Here is an 18360-nt window from a genome sequence, read left to right as displayed (position 1 = left end):
AGTACCCATCGTGGGAGCCGTCATGTATGCCGGTTCAGCCGACCTTGGCCGCGGCGTGCAGCGCGAGACCGTCCTGGGCCGCGATGTCGGCGCGGAACCAGCCGGCGCTGTCCACGGTGTAGACCGGACCGGTGCAGTTGCCAGAGGTGTAGTCGCCATGGAAGACGTCACAGTACCGGCCGGGCGCCAGGTTGGTGTGGAAGCTGCGACCGGTCAGTGCCGAGCCCTCGTCGTTCAGGACCAGATAGCCCTTGTCGCCGCGGCCGAACGCGATCGCGTCGTTGCCGTTGTCCCACCACTCGGTGACCGCGGTCCCGCGGGTGATGTTGTGGAAGGCAACCATGTTCGCGATCACCCGCCACTCGTGCTCACATCGCCAGCCGTTGCTGAAGCAGATGGTGTCCGTCGTGCGGCCGTCGCTCGCCGCGGGCGGACCCTGGTCGTTCGAGCTGTACTCGTAGCTCGACATCACCTTCGGCGTGCCGTACGTCCAGGCCAGCATGAAGGCGTTCGCCATCGCGTAGCGGCCGTTGTCGCGGAAGGTCAGGACGCCACTCCCCCGCTGGGTGTCGTGGTTGTCGGTGAAGACGACCGCCCGATCCGAGGCCAGTGGTGAAGCGAAGGTCTTGAGGTACGCGAGCCGCTCGGTATTGAAGATCTTCGCCAGGTCCTTGCCGTAGCGGAACTCCAGTACGTCGCCGTTCCCGACGTACTCGTCCGGGGTGACCGGCTCGCCCGCACCGTAGATCACCTCTTGATACACGTACGCCGGTCGCGACAACCGAGCCTTGATCGCGGCGATGTCCGCGGCCGGCATGTGCTTCGAGGCATCCAGCCGGAAGCCGTCGACCCCGATCGACAACAGGTCGTTCAGGTACGCCGCGATCCGGCCGCGCACGTAGTCCGAACCGGTGGCGAGATCCGCGAGATCGACCAGCTCACAGTTCTGCACCTCGTAGCGATCGCCGTAGTTGACGATGTCGTCGTTCCCGTTGCGGCCGCAGTGATGGAAGTCCTGCGTCTGGAACAGGCCCGGATAGTCATAGTGCGTGTACGTCGACCCCGCGCTCCCCGCGCCGCCGGACGAACCACCGGTCATGTGGTTGACGACCGAATCGACGTACACCTTCACTCCGGCCGCGTGGCAGCTGTTCACCATCGCCGCGAAGTCCGCGCGCGTCCCCCGGCGGGTGTTGTCGATCTTGTAGCTCACCGGTTGGTAGTCCTGCCACCACGGATACCCCTGCCCAGGCAGTACGACGTGCTCCTGCGGCGGCGAGACCTGGACAGCGCCGTACCCGCGTGGTCCGAGGAAGGCACCGCACTCGCGGCCGACCGACTTCCAGTTCCACTCGAACAGCTGGACGATCACGTCCCGCGCGCCGGTCGGCGCGGCGGACGCGGTGCCGCTGCCCGCGGCCAGGAGGGTGCAGACGGTCACCAGGGCGAGTGCCTTGCGCATCATGACCGCAAAACTGACATCTCCGCCCGCGTCACGCAACAGGTCGGCGTGGTCACCAAGCGTCAAATCCAGATCTCGTGAACCGAACGTGTCGGCCGACCATCAAAGCCCCCCAGTACGACAAACTGACCATTCACTCGGAGGGCACCATGAATCGCAACGTCAAGCTGGCAGGGCTGGTCACAGGGGTTTCGCTGGCCGCGGTCGTCGCGGGGGCGCTCGTCGCCGCCCAGCAGACGCCCACGCTCGCCGCGGCGTCGGACGGCAACGTCAAGCCGATCGACAGCGTCAGCCAGCCGGTTCAGAGCTCGACGCCGAAGCCCTCCGCGACCACGAGCAAGCCGGCCTCGACCACGACGGCCGGCGGCGCGGTCAAGCAGACCCTCGACCTCACCAAGCTCAAGCAGGGCGCGGCGCCGAGCACGTCGTACGTCGAGGGCCGGACCGTGCACGTCGGCGGGACCAAGTTCACCCTGCCGGCGTCGGACGGCGAGGTCTGGGAGGTCGCGCGGACGGGCAACGGCGGCGCACTCGTGCTGCACCGGCCGAACGAGAACGGCAACGCCGTCCTCACCGCCTGGAACGGCGGCACGCGCGGCGAATCGGTCAAGGACGTCTCGACCGTGCTGTCCGGTGACAACCTTGCGAGCAGCGCGTACGCCGTTCAGCCGACCGCCGCGGACGGCACCGAGCTGCCGAAGTTCACGCTGACCTGGCGCGACAACCCCAGCGGCGAGAAGTACTCGTTGCAGCGCACCGGCGAGCACGGGCCGATCGTGCACGCCGTCCAAGGCAGCGAGGTCTACTTCAGCGCGCTGAACAAGAGCGAGAAGCAGACCCTCTACAAGTGGACCGCCGGCGACGACACCGTCAAGCCGGTCAGCGCCGTACCGACGCCGTCCGCGGTCTCGTCGAACCTTCAGCTCGGTGCGTCGATCGTTTCGACGACCAATGACGGCAGCTGCACCGCCCTCGTCGACATCGCCTCGGGCAGCAAGCGGTGGGCGACCTGCGACTACGCGATCGACGAGATGTTTGCCAAGAGCACCTTTGCGCTCGGCGGACCGGCGTACCGCGACGGGTACGGCGACGGCCTGTTCGCCGCGGTGGACCTGAAGAACGGCAAGGCCATCCGCGAGTGGTCCGGTGGCCACAAGGTGGCGATCATCTCCACCACGATGGAGGACGCCGACCACGTCCTGGTCCTGGCCGAGCAGAGCGGCAAGACCGCGATCGCCCGCTGCGCTCCGAAGGCCGGCGCCTGCGAGCTCGCCGCGCCGCTCAAGAACGGCATCGGCGACACGAACAACCGGCCGTACCAACTCGGCCACTGACCTCAGCTGCGGGGCTTGTACTCCACCGAGTCGAGGACCTGCTCAGCCTGAGCAGCGTCCTCGGCCCGGACCTCGATCCGGACCAGCTTCTCGCCGAACTGCTTGACCCGCTCGTACGTCGTCATGCCGGCCGGGCAACCGGCGTACTTGACCGTGGCGGTGGACGGCGTGTCGGTCTGGTCGGCCGATGCCGCACAGGTCGCGGGCACAAGGAGAGTGGCGGCGCTGGGGAGCTGGCCCGTGGGAAGGACGCCGATGAAGATACCGGGGACGTCGGCGTCCGACCCGGTCCAACGGTTGTTGTCGCGACTCACCAGCAGTCCGGGCAGCTGACTCGTCGCGCCCTGCGGCTGCCAGCCGTCACCGGCGCGAGTGCGCGCCCACTCGCGCGGCAGCTCGACCGACAGCGCCTGGCTCTTGTCCATGACGCGCACGGTCTGATGCTGGACGCCGTACTGCCAGCCCAGATAACCACCGGCACCACCCAGCAGGGCTGCTGCCACTGTGGCCGCCACCCACGGGTTGAGCGTCAACCGGCGAGTCTTCGCCGGGGCCTCCGCCGCAGCGTGCAGCGCCTCGGCGAAGGATCGGACGTCGGGCCAGCGCTGGTCACGATCCTTGCTGAGACCGCGCCGGATCACCTCGTTGACCGCGGCCGGAACCGTCTCCAGCGGAGCCGGCGGACCGTCGACGGCCAGCACCGCGGCGAGCGTGGTCGCACTGTACGGCGGCCGCCCGGACAGAGCGGCGTACGTGACGGCGGCCAGGGCGTACAGGTCGGCGCGCGGGTCGAGGACGTCACCCCGCACCTGCTCGGGCGCGACGTAGGCCGGCGTACCGCCTGGCATCGTCACCCGCGACACCTTGTCGAGCGACTTGCCGAGGCCGAGATCGCCGAGCATGGCGCGCTCGCCGGTCGGCGTACTGCGGAAGAGCACGTTCTCGGGTTTGACGTCACGATGCAGAACGCCGCGGTCGTGCAGTTCCTGCAGACCTGAGCTGACGTTCTCGATCACCTCGAGCGCTTCGGCCAGCGGCAGCGGCCCGTCCTTGATCCGATCGGCGAGCGTGCCGCGATCGGCGTAGGTCAGGACAAGGAACGGCCGCTCGTCGTCGGTGGTCCCGCTGTCGTGCACGCCGATCACGTACGGCGACTCGACCTTGCGCAGGAAGCGGCCTTCTTCGACGAAGCGACGCCGTACGTCGAGATCGTCGACCCAGTGCTCGGCCAGCACCTTGACGGCCACCTCGGCGTCGAGCTCTTCGTCGCGGGCCAGCCACACGGCAGCGAAACCACCGTTGCCCAGCCGCCGGATCACGGAGTAGCGGCCGAAGTGAGTGGGCTGAACCATGGCCATCATTATCCTCATGCCATGGCGAACGATGCGGACGCGCTCGATGACCTGGCCCGGCGCGCTGCGCAGGACCCGGCCCTGCTGGACGAACTGATCCGGCAGGTACAGCCGCAGGTGATCCGGATCTGCCAGCGCGTGCTGCCGCACCGGGCCGATGCCGAGGACGCCTGCCAGGACGCGTTGCTGGCGATCGCCACCAAGATCGGTACCTTCTCCGGACGCAGCCGGTTCAGCACCTGGGTGCACGTGGTCGCGTCGAACGCCGCCCGCGAGACCTACAGGCGGCTGAAACGGCGCGCGGTCGAGAACCCGTCCGCCTGGCACCACGACGACCAGCCCGCGCGCTACGACCGTCCCGATCCGCGGACGACGAGCGTGGTCGCCGGCACCCGGCTGGATCTGCTCGACGCCTTGGAGCACCTCGAGGTCGATCTGCCGGAAACTGTCACTTCGGTGGTCCTTCGCGACATCTACGAGCTGAGCTACGACGAGATCGCCGAGCAGGTCGGCATCCCGGTCGGCACCGTCAAGTCGCGAATCAGCCGGGCCAGGGTCTCGCTTAAGGCACAATTACTGCCCCGCCAGGAGTGATCCGGCCCGCGACGGTTTCGCCGATCGGCCGCAGGCCCGTAGGGTTTGGCAAGTGTCTAGCTACGATGTCGCCACATCAGACCAGGAACTACCGGAAGTAGAAGAGCGCGCTTGGCGTGAGGTGTCCGATATCGGAGTTGCCGCCGCTCGGGTCGAGTGGGCCGGAGCCGCCCGCGAGATGCTGCTCGTCGCGGCCCGGAAGTACCAGTCGCTGGTGCAGCTCAAGGATCTCGCCGTCGGCGTGCAGGAGCTGACCGGTATCCGCACCAAGCAGCTGCCGAAGCTGTGGATCGGCGGCACGCTGGCCGAGGTCTACGCGGAGAACCTGCGCCGCGGTGAGCCGATGCTGCCGGCGCTGTGCGTCAACCCCGACGAGAGCGTCTTCGAGGGGTACGCCGCGATCGTCGGCGCCGCCACCGGTGAGACGCCCGCCGACCCGGATGCGCACGCCGCGCACGAGCGCCTCGCCGCCTACCGGCACTTCGAGGCCCCGAACCTGCCCGCCGACGGCGGCAGCGCGATGATCCCCGGCAAGCTGGGCGCCGCCCGGGCCCGCGCCCGCAAGGCCGCGATCGCCGAGCGCCCGATCAAGGCCTGCCCGAAGTGCAACCTGCAGACGCCGGCCAGCGGTATCTGCGACACCTGCGACTGAAACTCGCGCTTTTCGTACTGCTGCTCGGTCGGTCCGGTCTCAGGACCGGACGACGTTGAACCAGGCTCGGAGTCCGGCCACCCGCCGGAGGACGAACTGGTCGAGCAGCAGTACGACGGCCAGCGTGATACCGAACAACGGCAGGAACAGCGCGAGCGCCACCACCAGGACGGCCAGAGCCGGCGTGGCGCGCAGCGGAAGCCGGCCGCGTGGTGCGCCGAGCGCGTTGCCCTTCGGCCGGCGCCGCCACCACATCAGCGGGCCGGTCACACACATGAAGACGACGCCGAGGCAGAAGACCGTGGTCACCCACAGGTTCAGCGTGCCGAACCGGCGGCCCTCGTGCAGAGCGATGCCTTGGGCAACTACTTTCGCCAGCGCCGGGTAGTCGCCGTACCCGTACGTCGAGACGACGCGGCCGCCGTACTGGTCGACGTGCAAGGAGCGTTCCTTGCCGGGATCGTTGAAGGCGTAGCCGATGGCCGAATAGACGCCCTCGTCGTCGGCCGGAAGTGCGATCGTCATCGGGCGGCGCAGGCCGTTGCGCTCGCCGACCGCGATCGCGGTGTCGACGGTGGCGACCGAGCGCTTCTTGTCGGCGGGGTCCGATCGCGGTACGTCGGTCTTCCCCAGGCCCCACGGCACTGAGTGGCTGTGCGGGAGCGACTCGTCCAGCGTCGAGGTCGGGTTCGACAACGCGCCCGGGTCCTCGGCCCAGAACGACGTACCTTGGCTGGTTGCGAACTGCTGGGTCTTGGCGCCCCAGAATCCCGTCCACGGCAAGCCGGAGACGATCAGGAACAACAGCCCGACGCCGAGGATCGCGCCGGTGCGGCCGTGCCGCGATCGCAGTACGGCGCCTGCCGCACCGGCCGCCCTGCGTCGGGCGCGGGCGACCCGGCCACGGAAGAAGAGGTAGTAGCCGGTCATCGCCATCACGATCGCCCAGCAGGCGGCGATCTCGATCACGTAGTCACCCCAACGACCGGCCATGAGCTCGCCGTGCAGCAGGATCGCGCCGCCGGACAGGGTGGTGTCCGGGTTGAGCGCGCCCAGGACCTTGCCTTCGTACGGGTCGACGAAAACGTCCCGCGGGCCGGCCTCCGTGTCGACGGAGAAGACGGTGGACCGGTTCGGCGCCGACGGCTCGGTCATCGAGACCACGGTCGCGTCCGGGAACGCCTGCCGCACCTCCTCGAGCTGAGTCGAGTAGGGCTGCGCGACCAGACCGGCGGGCTGCTGAACCTTCATCAGGTCCGCGTGCAGCACTGGCTCGATCTGGAACCGGAACAGGTAGATCAGCCCGGTGACCGCCAGCACCAGCAGTACCGGGATCACCAGGAAGCTGGCGTAGAAATGCCACCGCCAGAACGCCCGGAACAACCCCGACCCCTTGCCGCGCGGGCCGGTCTTCTCCACCTCGACCGGTGCCGTCGCTACTTCGCCCACGTCCACTCCCTGTTCGCAGTTCCTCCGCAGTAGTCGGATGGCGGGGGCGATCAGTTCCAGCGCGTTCATGTGACCTGGGGCACAGGGCGCGGTTCCGCGCGGAAAATGCGACCATGGTGCGGTCATGCGACCGGCCTGGGGATTCCGAGCAGCGCGGGCCGCGATGTTCGCGGCCATCTGTGTGCTGCTCGCGGCGTCCGGCCACGTGCTGATGTCCGGGCTGCCGATTCCCGGCTGGGCGATCGTCCTGGCCGTCGCCGTGGTGGGCACGGCCGCGTGGTTCGTGACCGACTGCGAGCGCGGTATCCCCTTCGTGGTCGTCTCGGCGGTGACGGCGCAGGCGATGTTGCACACCGTGTTCTCCACCGCCCAGGCGCATCCGATGCCCGCTGGTCATGACATGAGCGGACATGCGTCGTACGGGATGCTTGCGGCCCACCTCCTGGCCGCGCTGGTGAGCGGTCTGTGGCTGGCCGCTGGTGAGCGCGCTGCCTTCACTGTGCTGCGTTCCCTCGCCACCCGGCTGCTGCTCGTGCTGCGGCTGGCCACTGGTCCAGGCTTCACTCCGGTGCGGCTCCGGATCCGGCCACACCACTCCCCCCGGCCGCTGCGGCTCTTCCTGCTCGTGCACGCCATCGTCTCGCGAGGTCCACCGCGCGGAGTCCCCGTCACCTGACGGCCGACCCAACCCTGCCCTCCGGCAGGGCCCGCTCGCCGGCGACCACCGCCGGATCCTGGACTTCAAGGACTCATGTGATGCCTTCCGCCTGGAACCACGAAACCTCAACCCGCCTCGCGCTCGCCGCCCGCGCCGGCGATCTCGTTGCCCTCGACAACTTCGTTCGCGCGCTCCAGCTCGACGTACGGCGCTATGTCGCGCACCTGAGCGCGGACCCGCAGTCGGCCGACGATCTCACCCAGGAGACCTTCCTGCGGGCGCTGAAGAGCCTGCACCGCTTCGAGGGCCGCTCGTCCGCCCGAACCTGGCTGCTGTCGATCGCCCGCCGTACCGTCGCCGACGACCTTCGCCGCAAGGCGTCCCGCCCGCGCATCTCCGACCACGACTGGCAGCAGGCCGCCGAACAGGCCCAACCGCGCAACCTGCCCGGCTTCGACGACGCCATCGCGCTCACCGACCTGCTCGACAGCCTCCCACCCGACCGCCGGGAGGTCTTCGTGCTCACTCAACTGGTCGGCCTCCCGTACGCAGAAGCAGCCACCCACCTCGGATGCCCGACCGGCACCATCCGCTCCCGCGTCGCCCGGGCCCGCAGCACGCTCGCCGGCCAACTCACCGCAGCCTGATCCGCAGGGGTGACACGGACGGCCCGTGTCACCCCTGCTCGGCCGGGGACCGTACCGTTGGGTTGTGAGTACTTTGGGGCGGCTGGATGCTGCGCAACGGCGGCGCCGACGGCTCGGCTTCCCGCTCGCCGTCATCTACAAGTTCTTCGACGACCAGGGCAGCTACCTCGCCGTGATCGTCACGTACTACGCCTTCGCGGCGATCTTCCCGATGCTGCTGATCTCCTCGTCGGTCCTCGGGTTCGTTCTCCAAGGCAACGAAGACTTGCAGAAGGCCGTCCTGCAGTCCGCGCTCAAGGAGTTCCCGATCGTCGGGACCCAGCTGGCCACACCGCAGGGCCTCCAGGGCAGTACGGCGGCCGTGATCGTCGGCTCGCTCGCCGCCGTGTACGGCGTGATCGGCCTCGGCCAGGCGGTGCAGAACGCGGTCAACGTGACCTGGGGCGTGCCGCGGAACGGCCGCCCCAACCCGTTCCGCGGCCGGCTGCGCTCCGGCGCCCTGCTCTCGCTGGCCGGTCTCACCGTCCTCAGCTTCGCGACCCTGACCGTGCTCGCCGGCAGCCAGGCGTCACTGTCCGGTGTAGTGGCCGACAACCTCGGCTGGCTCGTTTCGATCGGCTCGATCCTCGTCCTCACCGCGATGCTCACCCTTTGCCTCCGCCCGGGCACCCGGCCCCGCCCGCCGTTCCGCAAGATCGTCCCCGGCGCGTTCTTCACCGCCCTCGGCTGGCACGTGCTCGAACGCCTCGGCGGCATCTACGTCAACGACGTACTGGCCAAGGCCAGCGAGGTCAACGGCATCTTCGCCCTCACCCTGGGCCTGATCGGCCTCATCTACGCCGCCTCCGTGATCGCCGTCATCGGCGCCGAACTCAACTCGGTGATCGCCCACCAGCTCTACCCGCGCTCCCTGCTCGCCCTCTTCACCGACTCCGCCACCGACCTCACGCCGGCCGACCACCGCGCCTATGCCATGTACGCCAAAGCCCAACGCCACAAAGCCGCGGAACGAATCGACGTGACCTTCAACCCCAAGAAGCCGAACAAGCTCCCGAAGCGGCGACGAAGCGATGACCGCGGAAGTGATTGATGGGTGCGCTAGGCGACTCGGGTGTGGGTTGCCAGTTCGGCTAGTTGGGCGAGGCGGTGGGCTCGGGCGGATTCGGCGGGGGTGAAGGGTTCCGCAGGGCGGGTGAAGGCGAAGAAGCCGGCCCAGGGTGAGGGGATCTTCAGGATGGATCTGTCCGCCGGCAGCGGGCTGGCCAGCAGCGCGCGGTCGGTGACCAATTGAGCGCCGAGGAGTTCGGCGACGGCGTGCGGTAGTTCGGTCGGGTCGCCTACTACGCGGGCGGCGAGGCTGAGGGCTTTGGTCTGGCCGTCGATCAGGGCGAGAGCAGTTGTCGGCCAGACCTGGACATCGCCGCCGCCCGCTGCCTCGACGACCGCGGACAAGGCGCCGGAGCGGATGGAGTCCGGCGCCGACACGACCAGCTCATCGCGTACGCCGTCCTCGACCGTGTGGACGTGCAGGCCGAGGATGTTCGCGTCGACCGCGGCCAGGCCGTGGGCGAGTCGCTCGAGGGAGCCGACGCTGTCCGGCAGCGTGACTCGGATTCGCCACAGGCCGTCTACGCCGGTCCCCTGCGGGGTGTGGGGTGCATGCAGCCACGTCCGCAGGAATCGCATCGCGGACGGTTCGACGACCCAGATCACCAGCACGGTCGTCGTCACGACGAGCAGCGCCACAGCGACGACGTACGGCGGGTGGATCGCGAGCACGACCGCATGGAGTGCGAGCTCGACCGGGAAGACCGCGAGGAGCTTGGCTACCGTCAATCGCAGTCGGCGTGGATGCGGGAGGCGGCCGCAGACCTCACAGGCTTCCCCGCCGACGAGCGCCGTACGCAGTGAGTCCATGCCGCCAGCATGACGGCTGGTTATTGCCTCGCTGTTGCCGACAGATGAAGGTCATCGCCTCGCGGTGTCTCGGTGCGGAAGGACTCGCCGAGTTCCTGGCCGAGACCGAAGTAGTGGCGAAAGTTGTAGATCAGCGGCGACCAGGCAACCGGATCGACGTACGACGTCCCCGGTACGACGATCCGCTCGTCCGCGTGGACGCGCAGCACCTTCGCCTGCACGATCAAGAAGTTGCCCCCGGCATCGACATCGACCGCGACGGCGGTCGCCTCGAACTGCAACGGGCACTCGGCGACCCGCGGCGGACCAACCTCGGACGCGACCGGGGTCAACCCGGCCGCCGTGAACTTCTCCGGCTCGAAGCGGAACCTCGCGTCCCGGCCCGGCGGTACCGGATAGCGGCCGGTGAGGCAGGCCAGCCGCTCGACGGCTTCCCATTGCGCAGGAGACGGGTAGTTGATGACCAGCTCCGGCCGTCGGCGTAGGTTGTGGCCGGTCTGGCCGGAGTCGCCGAGGCCCAGTACGACGACATCGTCGAGGGCCCAGGCGGACGACATCGGGGCCAGGTTGAACGTGCCGTCGTCGTTCGTGGTCGACAGCAGCGCGACCGGCGTGCCGACGTACAGGATGGACGGTTCGATCGTCAGATGGGTCATGCGTCCGAAGCTAAGGGCCGGACACTTCGGCGCGGGCCGAAGTATCCAAGCGGCATGATGAAGACATGAGCATGCAGGCGGAGGGGCAGGAGCTGGCCGCTTGGGCGCGGATGCTGGCGGACGGGACGCGGGCGACGGTGTGCCTGGCGTTGCTCGACGGGCGGGCGTGGACGGCGACCGAGCTGTCGCGGTTGACGCACGTCTCGCGGCCGACGATCAGTGAGCATCTCAACCTGCTCGTGGACGGTGGCCTGCTGGCCGAGGTCCGGCAGGGACGCCATCGGTACGTGCGGCTGGCGGGACCTGAGACGGCCGAGCTGATCGAAGGACTCGCCGCGCTCACACCCCGCCGCACCCAGACGGCCAACAACCTGGCCGCGGTCAGCAAACGGGATGCGTTCGCGCGCGCCCGGACCTGCTACGACCATCTCGCCGGCAAGCTCGGCGTGGCGCTCACGGACGCGATGACCGAGCGCGGCCTTCTCGACTGGTCGGACGGCGTCACGCTCACGAAGCACGGCACCGCCTGGCTCACCGACCTCGGGATCACGATCGAACCGCGGCGCGGGCGGCCCGCCGTACGAGCGTGTCTGGATGTGACGGAGCGACGGCCGCATCTCGCCGGTGCGGTCGGTTCGGCCCTGTGCGCGCATGCCGTCGAGCACGGTTGGGTGCGTCCGATCCGGGGCACGCGGGCACTGAAGGTGGCCGCTGAGATCCGCGGATTCGGGCTGCCGACCGGCGTCGTTCAAGAGCTCGTGTAGGGAACCCCCAGGCCGCAGGTTGAGGGGTTGTCCCTCATGCCCTCAGGCGGCGAGTCCAGCAGAGTCGTGGGTAAGAGTTCCGCCCACTTCCTAAGGACTTGAGATGAGAAAAACAACTGCCGTCGCGGCTGCCGCCGTACTGGCCGCTGCCGTCCTGATCCAGCCTCAGCTCGCCGCGGCGACCGCGATCGCCGGCCCCGCGTGTGACTTCAACGGCGACTCGCGCTCGGACCTCGCGGTGGGGGCGCCGGGCGAGAGCGTCGGCAACCTCGACAGCGCCGGCTCGGTCAACGTCCTCTACGGCTCGGCCGCAGGCGTCTCGACGACCGGCAACATCCTGATCAACCAGGACAACCCCGGCATCGTCGGCGTCTCCGAGCGCGGCGACGCGTTCGGGCACGCCACCACCTGCGGCGACTTCAACAACGACGGCTTCGGTGACCTCGCGGTCGGCGTACCGCACGAGAGCGTCGAGGTCGCCACCGGCGAGGACGTGTACGACGCCGGCGCGGTGAACATCTTCTACGGCTCTTCCATCGGTCTCATCACCACCGGCAACCAGGTCTTCACGCAGTCGTCGGCCGGCATCCCCGACGTCGCCGAGCGCACCGACGAGTTCGGTACGGCGGTCGCCGCGGGCGACTTCAACAACGACGGCCGCGACGACCTGGCGATCGGCGCGCCGAAGGAAGAGGTCGCCGGCTCCAACCAGGCCGGCAACGTGATCGTCCTGTACGGCGACCGCACCGGCCTGTCGACGACCGGAAGCCAGAACTGGCACCAGGGATATCCCGGCATCATCGGTGACGTCGAAGGCGGCGACAACTTCGGGACGGCGCTCGCGACCGGCGACTTCGACAACGACGGCCGAGCGGATCTGGTGGTCGGCGCCCCCGGCGAAGCGATCGGCGAAGAGGCCGCCGCGGGCACGGTCAACATCATCTACGGCTCGGCCGCAGGTCTCACCGCGACCGGCAACCAGATCCTCAACCAGTCGACCCCCGGCGTACCGGGCAACTGGGAGAAGAACGACCTCTACGGCCAGTCGGTGGCCGCGGGCGACTTCAACAACGACGGTCGCGACGACCTGGCCGTCGGGGTCCCCGGCGAGAACGACGGCGAGATCCGCGATGCCGGCGCCGTCAACGTCACCTACGGCACCGCGACCGGCCTGCAGGCCAGCTGGAGCCAGATCTTCACCCGCGCCGCCCTGCTGAACGGCGGTACGGCGTCCTCCGGCGACCAGTTCGGTACGGCCGTTGCCGCGGGCAACTTCAACGGTCAGGCCGGCGACGACCTCGCGATCGGCGCTCCCGGCACCATCGTCAACGGCAACGTCGCGGCCGGCCGGCTCAGTGTCCTGTACGGCGGCGCGAACGGCCTGTCCCCGCAGGTCGTCCAGCACCTCAGCCAGAGCGTCAACGCCATGGAAGGCGCCTCCGAGCCCGGCGACTACCTCGGCTACGCGCTGGCTGCCGGTGACTTCGACGGCAACGGCCGCTTCGACCTCGCGGCCGGTGCGCCCGGCGAGGCCGTCGACAAGCAGTCGAGCGGCGGCGCGGTCAACGTCCTCTACGGCACGTCCGGCTTCCTCTCCACCAGCACCGACCAGATCTGGACCCAGGACTCCCCCGGCGTGAACGGCGTCGCCCAGGCGCACGACCGGTTCGGCGGTCCGGCGATGTCGATCGGCGAGTACCGCGTCGGTTTCAAGTCCGGCACCAAGGTCAAGGTGACCAACGACGTACTGGCGCACAATCCCCTCGGCCGGATCGACATGTCCGGCGTCAGCGCCGGCCCCGACTACGAGATCGCCGCGGCCCGGACCGGCGTCATCCGCTACATCGTCGACACCAACGCCGAGCCCACCTCCGACAACAACTACGTCTGGCTCGAGCACCCGGACGGCGAGTGGAGCAAATACAGCCACGTCCAGACCGGCTCCGTCACCAGCCGCGGCCACAAGGTCGGCGACGTCGTCACCGCCGGTACCGTCCTCGGCCTCGAAGGTGATGTCGGCCAGGCCGACGGCGACCACCTCCACTTCGAGGTGTCGGTCCCCTACGACGCCGCCAACCCGATCAGCTCCGGCGGTTTCATGGCCGGCCTCAACCGCAACCCCGTGATCTGCGGCGCCCCCGGCAACGCCCTCTTCCGCGGCGAGACCTACACAGCCACCTCCTGCTGACCCCGCGGTTAGCACACGCGACCGGATCGCACCAGAGCCTTACGGCAGTGCTCGAATTGGTCGACCACATCGCCTCGGCCCTCTAGCGTTTCGACCCGTTCGATGCCCGCCAGAAAGGGACAGGATGAGAATGCCGAAGGCCCGTACCGCGCTCCTGACCGCGATGTCCGCCATCGCCTTCGTGGGAGCATCAGCAGGAACCGCCGCCGCCGATCCGCCCTGCTACAGCGGCGAAGTCTGCGTCTACTACCACGGCGGCCTAATCAGCAAGTTCCCGCCGATACCGGCCGGATGGTGCACGACCATCTCGCACGAGTTCGACTTCGTCCGGAACATGTCCGACCGAAGCCAGGTCGCCTGGTCCGGCACCAACTGCACCAATCGCAGCCAGTTCGTCCCGGCCAAGGGCAGCGCCTCCGTCAACCTCTTCTGGGGCATCGGAGGCAGCTAGCCCGAGTCAGGGGTGGCGGACGGCGGTGATCGCGAAGCGTTCGGTGCGTTGGTTGTGGCCGCCGGTGGAGGCGATCAGGACGAGGACCGGATCGGTGGCACCGCGGTAGGTGACTTTGCCGGACCACGGAGTGCGTTCGCCGCCGGCCGGGATGCAGCAGAGCGTGCCGAGCGCGGTCGCCGTGGAGGCTTGGCGGACGTCGAGGCGGATGGCCTCGTCGACGCCGGTGACGCGGCCGCCCGCCGTAAGAGGCGTGGCGGCCGTGGCCCCGTAGCGGGGAGTGGTGAGGGTCAGGTCGGTGTCTCGGGTTCCGACGACTTCCCACGGCGCGTCTTTGCCCTGGCCCAGGCGGGCGAGGTGAACGACGGCCGCGGTGAACTTGCGGCCGGTGTCGATCTGGTAGCCGACGCCGACGTACGCCTCGTCACCGGTGACTCTGCGGGAGGTGATCAGCTTGAGGTCCTTGAAACCCAGGAACTGCCGGCTGAACGACAGCGCGGTCTCGGCCGGGTCGAGGTGCCAGGGCTGGTGACCGCCGCTGCGGTACGAGCGCTGCCACGCGGCGGCGCCGGCCTCGGAGGTGAACGGCCAGGCCGGCTGGTACCGGAAGACCCGCCGCGCCGGGGTCGAGGTGGTCGGCGCGGGCGTCGGAGTCGAGGTCGGAGTGGTCGACGCACTGGGCGTCGTGGAAGGAGCCGGCGGACTGGTGGCAGTTGCCGGCGGCGAGCTCGGCTGCGGCACGCTACCGCTGGGCGTGGGCTCGACCGCGCGCTTCTCCCCCGAGCACCCTGCCAGCAGGATCACGGTGAGAATTCCCAGCGCCGCCGCTCGTCGCCTTGCCATACCCACCAGGATGGGTCAGTAGCGGCCGAAGATCCATTGCGAGGGCGACTCAGGGTCGTCACCGCGCCAGAACCCGGACCACAGGTCGCGGAACTCGCTGCGCGAGAGGTGCCCGTCGCCGTTCACATCGAGCTGCGGGAAGACGTCCTCGATGCCGTCGCCGGAACCTTTCCAGGCATAGACGACCTGCTTGTGTTCGGTCAGCGAGATCCGGTCGTCCTTGTCCTGGTCGATCGCGTCGAACATGGCGTCGGCGGTCGCGTAGATCGCGTCGTCCATCGCCGGGAGCTGGTCGACCACCGTCATCAGTTCGTCGAGCGACACCTGGTCGTCGTACTCGGCGCCGGACAGGGTCGCGATCGCCGACCACCAGCCCATCATGATCGAGCGCATCCGCTCGTGCTCGTCGGTGCCCGGCGCCCAGCCGCGCAGCCCGACCCAGCGCGCGGTCAGCGTCTCGAAGTCGGACTCCTCGAGGTATCCGTTGCCGTCGGCATCCATTGCCCCGAACACCGCGGCCACCTTGCGCCGCTGGAACTCACTCGCCATCGGGTCCCGCCCCCTTTCGCCGTTTCAAACATCCACTTCGGTACGCCGGTCCTACCCGGCCGCCACCCTGCGTAACCAGGACCACCGGCCGGACCCCGACGCAATGCGCGCACCGAGACCGCCGGGTGCCGCAATCCGCGCGGGACGAATCGCGGCCGAACGGTCGCGGTGGGCCCGGTCAGGCGTTAACCTCGCTCGGCGAGCAGGTTCGGGGGAACCATGGGGAGGCACGCGAGATGTCTGGAACCGCACAGCCGACGCCGGATGGCGCCGCCGGGCTGCCCGAATTCGGGGCCCGGCTGCGGGAGCTTCGGGTCTGGTCCGGAATCTCGTACCGCGAGCTACACCGGCGCATCGTCCGGAGCCGGACGGCGCGCGGCGTCGCCGAGATCCCGGCGTACGACACCGTCTATCGATGTCTGCAGCCCGGCCGGAGCCGGCTGGACGTCGAGCTGGTGGTCGACGTCGTCCGCGCGTTGACCGGCGACGCCGACGAGCGCGTGGTGCTGACCTGGCGGCAGGCCTATCAGCTCGTCTGCGGAGCCGCCTCCGATGCCGCCGTAGTGAACGTGACCGATCGGCTGCCGGACGACCTGGAGGTGTTCACCGGGCGGGTCAAGGCGCTGGCTCAGCTCCGGCCGGTGATGAACGAGCGCAGCGGTCCAGTGGTGATTGCCATCGACGGGATGGCCGGCGTCGGCAAGACCCGCCTGATCGTGCACCTGGCGCATCTGATGGGCGCGGTCGACCAGGTGCTCGCGGTCAACCTGCGCGGCTACGACCCACGGCAGCCGGCCGAGCCGGGCGCCGTACTCGAGGCCTTTCTGCGCGTGCTCGGCGTGCGCGGCGCCTCGCCGAGTGCCCGTACGGCGCGGCTCGGCCGAGCGCTCGCTGGTAAGCGGTCGGTGATTCTGCTCGACAACGCGGCGTCGGCCGAGCAGGTGATTCCGCTCCTGCCGGGTGTTCCGGGCAGCGTGGTGCTGGTGACGAGTCGCCGGCAACTCGAACTGCCCGGTGCCCAGCGGTTGCAGCTCGGCCCGTTCACTCCGGCCGAGTCCGTCGAGCTGCTGCGGCGATCGATCGGGGCAGCGCGGGTCAGCGCGGATCCGGCCACGGCCGAGCAGATCGCCGTACAGGTGGGTCAGCTGCCGCTCGCACTCGCACTGGTGGCCGGCCGGATCGATGCGACGCCGACGTGGAGTTTGTCCGATCATCTGGAGCGGCTGGTCGAGCGCGGCCGGACCTTGTGTCTGGACAACGCGGTCGAGATCGCGCTTGCCCAGTCCGACGGCAGTCTGCCGGAGGCTCATCGCACGCTGCTCAGACGGCTCGCGCTCCATCCGGGCGCCGACTTCGACACTTCGGCGGCGGCTGTGCTGGCTGGTGCTGACGAAGCCGAGACGGCCGCTCTGCTAGCGGACCTGCTGGCGGGGAGTCTGTTGCAACAGCGCTCCCCCGGCCGGTTCGAGATGCACGATCTGGTCAGGGTGTACGCCGCCAAACGCGCCAGCGACGAGGATCCGGCGAGTGCTCGCCGAGCTGCGTTCACCCGATTGGCCGATCACTATCGGGCGATGGCCGCCCTGGCGATGTCGGTGTACGCGCCGTACGAGGCGGAGTGGCGGCCGTCCGAGAAGCCGGCGGCCGGTGCGCCGCCGGACCGGGATGCAGCCTTGGCCTGGCTCGAGGCCGAGCGGGTCAATCTGGTCGCGTGCGGGCTCACGGCTGCCGAGCAGAACCTGGCCGGTCACACAGCTGATCTGTCGTCGATCCTCTACCGCTACCTCGACGACGCCGGCCACTACGCCGACGGCGAGGTGCTGCATGGCGCCGCCGCGCGGGTGACCTCGCGAGCCAAGCGTGGGCGGGCGCTGAGCAGTCTGGGCGTCGTCTACTGGCGGCTCGGCCGGTTCGATGCCGCGCGCGAGGTGTACGCCGAGGCGCTGTCGATCGCGTCGGCGAGTGGCGATCACCGCGAGCACATCCGGGCGCTGATCAACCTCGGTCTGGTGCTCGAACGCGTCGGCGCGTACGAGGCGGCGTACGGGAACTATCTGCAGTCGATCGAGATCGCCGCCACGATCGACTCGCACCTCGCGACGGCGCACGCGCTGCACAACGTGGTGCACCTGGCCGAGCGACTCGGCCGGTATGACGAGGCGTACGAGCGCGTGCAGGAATGCCTCGCGATGTTGCGCGAGACCGGCGATCGCGTGACCGAGGGGCGCGCGCTGAACAGCCGGGCCGGCGTCAATCTCAGCCTCGGCCGGTACGACCAAGCGCGCGCCGATGCGGAATCCGCGATCAGCATCGCCCGCGAGACCGCGAACCGGACCGGCGAGGCCTACGCCCTGATCACCCTCGGCCGTGCGCTTTGCGCGCTCGGCGCTCTCGATGCAGCACGTGCCCGGCTGGAGCTCGCCCTCACGATCGCCGGTGAGGTCGCCAACCGGGACGCTGAGGCGCTCGCCCTGAACGAGTCCGGCACGGTGGCCTGTACGGCGGGCTCCCCCGCGACCGCGCTGGACCGGCATCGCGCCGCGCTGGCGATCTCCACCGAGGTCGGCGACCCGTACGAGCAGGCGCGCAGTCACCAAGGGTGCGCCCGGGCCCTCGTCCGGCTCGGCGACCCGGAGACCGCGCAGGCCGAGCTGCGTCAGGCGCTGAGCATCTTCGACCGTTTGAAGACCCCCGAGGCCAACGCCGTCGCCACCCAGCTCGCCGCCCTCTCCGCCTGACCGGATTCGACCGAAAACCGGGACATCCCACTCCGGTCGCACAAGCATGGGCCCGTTGTCCTTATCAGGACAAATGCCGCCCAGTGACAAGGAGTTCTGCTATGCG

Annotated in this window: 17 protein-coding genes; 10 read left to right on the top strand and 7 right to left on the bottom strand. The window is 69.3% G+C overall.

The features are described 5' to 3' along the window. Positions 1-34: 34 nt before the first annotated feature. Positions 35-1465: an alpha-amylase family protein gene (locus ABZS29_RS19905; RefSeq protein WP_355463729.1), complete on the bottom strand. Its 1431-nt coding sequence runs from the start codon at positions 1463-1465 to the stop codon at positions 35-37. Positions 1466-1611: 146 nt separating this feature from the next. Between ABZS29_RS19905 and ABZS29_RS19900 the strand changes: the two genes are divergently transcribed. Further along, complete coding sequence (locus ABZS29_RS19900) at positions 1612-2796, top strand: hypothetical protein (protein ID WP_355463728.1); 1185 nt, start codon at positions 1612-1614, stop codon at positions 2794-2796. Between the two features lie 2 nt (positions 2797-2798). Here ABZS29_RS19900 and ABZS29_RS19895 read toward each other — a convergent pair whose 3' ends face one another. Then, the gene (locus tag ABZS29_RS19895) at positions 2799-4148 is read right to left on the bottom strand and encodes a serine/threonine-protein kinase (RefSeq protein ID WP_355463727.1); all 1350 of its coding nucleotides are present in this window, start codon (positions 4146-4148) and stop codon (positions 2799-2801) included. 21 nt (positions 4149-4169) lie between these two features. Here ABZS29_RS19895 and ABZS29_RS19890 point away from each other — a divergent pair, with 21 nt between their 5' ends. Together ABZS29_RS19890 and ABZS29_RS19885 are read left to right on the top strand one after the other, a co-directional pair. Continuing rightward, the gene (locus tag ABZS29_RS19890) at positions 4170-4742 is read left to right on the top strand and encodes an RNA polymerase sigma factor (RefSeq protein ID WP_355463726.1); all 573 of its coding nucleotides are present in this window, start codon (positions 4170-4172) and stop codon (positions 4740-4742) included. 52 nt (positions 4743-4794) lie between these two features. Further along, positions 4795-5394 (top strand): hypothetical protein, encoded by a 600-nt coding sequence (locus tag ABZS29_RS19885; RefSeq protein WP_355463725.1) that lies wholly within the window; start codon positions 4795-4797, stop codon positions 5392-5394. Between the two features lie 39 nt (positions 5395-5433). Here ABZS29_RS19885 and ABZS29_RS19880 read toward each other — a convergent pair whose 3' ends face one another. Next, entirely contained in the window at positions 5434-6843 is a 1410-nt protein-coding gene (locus ABZS29_RS19880; protein ID WP_355463724.1) for a PepSY domain-containing protein, read from the bottom strand. Between the two features lie 124 nt (positions 6844-6967). On the opposite strand from ABZS29_RS19880, the gene ABZS29_RS19875 reads away from it, so the two are divergent. The 3 genes from ABZS29_RS19875 (at position 6968) to ABZS29_RS19865 (ending at position 9238) form a co-directional block, all read left to right on the top strand. Then, the gene (locus ABZS29_RS19875; protein WP_355463723.1) at positions 6968-7519 is read left to right on the top strand and encodes a hypothetical protein; all 552 of its coding nucleotides are present in this window, start codon (positions 6968-6970) and stop codon (positions 7517-7519) included. 80 nt (positions 7520-7599) lie between these two features. Then, complete coding sequence (locus ABZS29_RS19870; RefSeq protein WP_355463722.1) at positions 7600-8148, top strand: sigma-70 family RNA polymerase sigma factor; 549 nt, start codon at positions 7600-7602, stop codon at positions 8146-8148. A gap of 64 nt (positions 8149-8212) precedes the next feature. Continuing rightward, positions 8213-9238, top strand: coding sequence for a YihY/virulence factor BrkB family protein (locus ABZS29_RS19865; RefSeq protein ID WP_355463721.1), 1026 nt, complete (start codon positions 8213-8215; stop codon positions 9236-9238). 8 nt (positions 9239-9246) lie between these two features. Here ABZS29_RS19865 and ABZS29_RS19860 read toward each other — a convergent pair whose 3' ends face one another. Together ABZS29_RS19860 and ABZS29_RS19855 are read right to left on the bottom strand one after the other, a co-directional pair. Next, the gene (locus ABZS29_RS19860) at positions 9247-10065 is read right to left on the bottom strand and encodes an amino acid-binding protein (RefSeq protein WP_355463720.1); all 819 of its coding nucleotides are present in this window, start codon (positions 10063-10065) and stop codon (positions 9247-9249) included. Between the two features lie 20 nt (positions 10066-10085). After that, entirely contained in the window at positions 10086-10721 is a 636-nt protein-coding gene (locus ABZS29_RS19855; RefSeq protein ID WP_355463719.1) for a flavin reductase family protein, read from the bottom strand. A gap of 65 nt (positions 10722-10786) precedes the next feature. Here ABZS29_RS19855 and ABZS29_RS19850 point away from each other — a divergent pair, with 65 nt between their 5' ends. The 3 genes from ABZS29_RS19850 (at position 10787) to ABZS29_RS19840 (ending at position 14124) form a co-directional block, all read left to right on the top strand. Then, positions 10787-11485, top strand: a complete 699-nt coding sequence (locus ABZS29_RS19850) for a helix-turn-helix domain-containing protein (protein ID WP_355463718.1) — start codon at positions 10787-10789, stop codon at positions 11483-11485. Between the two features lie 103 nt (positions 11486-11588). Further along, complete coding sequence (locus ABZS29_RS19845) at positions 11589-13673, top strand: peptidoglycan DD-metalloendopeptidase family protein (RefSeq protein ID WP_355463717.1); 2085 nt, start codon at positions 11589-11591, stop codon at positions 13671-13673. Between the two features lie 124 nt (positions 13674-13797). Beyond that, a complete protein-coding gene (locus ABZS29_RS19840; RefSeq protein WP_355463716.1) occupies positions 13798-14124 on the top strand; it encodes a hypothetical protein in 327 nt (108 codons plus the stop codon). A 6-nt stretch (positions 14125-14130) separates the two neighbouring features. On the opposite strand, the gene ABZS29_RS19835 is transcribed toward ABZS29_RS19840, so the two are convergent. After that, positions 14131-14967, bottom strand: a complete 837-nt coding sequence (locus ABZS29_RS19835; RefSeq protein WP_355463715.1) for a hypothetical protein — start codon at positions 14965-14967, stop codon at positions 14131-14133. 15 nt (positions 14968-14982) lie between these two features. Further along, entirely contained in the window at positions 14983-15516 is a 534-nt protein-coding gene (locus ABZS29_RS19830; RefSeq protein WP_355463714.1) for an EF-hand domain-containing protein, read from the bottom strand. A 236-nt stretch (positions 15517-15752) separates the two neighbouring features. Between ABZS29_RS19830 and ABZS29_RS19825 the strand changes: the two genes are divergently transcribed. Continuing rightward, positions 15753-18254: a tetratricopeptide repeat protein gene (locus tag ABZS29_RS19825; RefSeq protein ID WP_355463713.1), complete on the top strand. Its 2502-nt coding sequence runs from the start codon at positions 15753-15755 to the stop codon at positions 18252-18254. The last annotated feature ends 106 nt before the right edge of the window (positions 18255-18360 follow it).

The sequence above is a fragment of the Kribbella sp. NPDC005582 genome, assembly GCF_040605415.1.
Taxonomy (GTDB): Bacteria; Actinomycetota; Actinomycetes; order Propionibacteriales; family Kribbellaceae; genus Kribbella.
The sequence above is the reverse complement of the archived record's forward strand: the minus strand, read 5'-3'. Positions and strand labels throughout refer to the sequence as shown.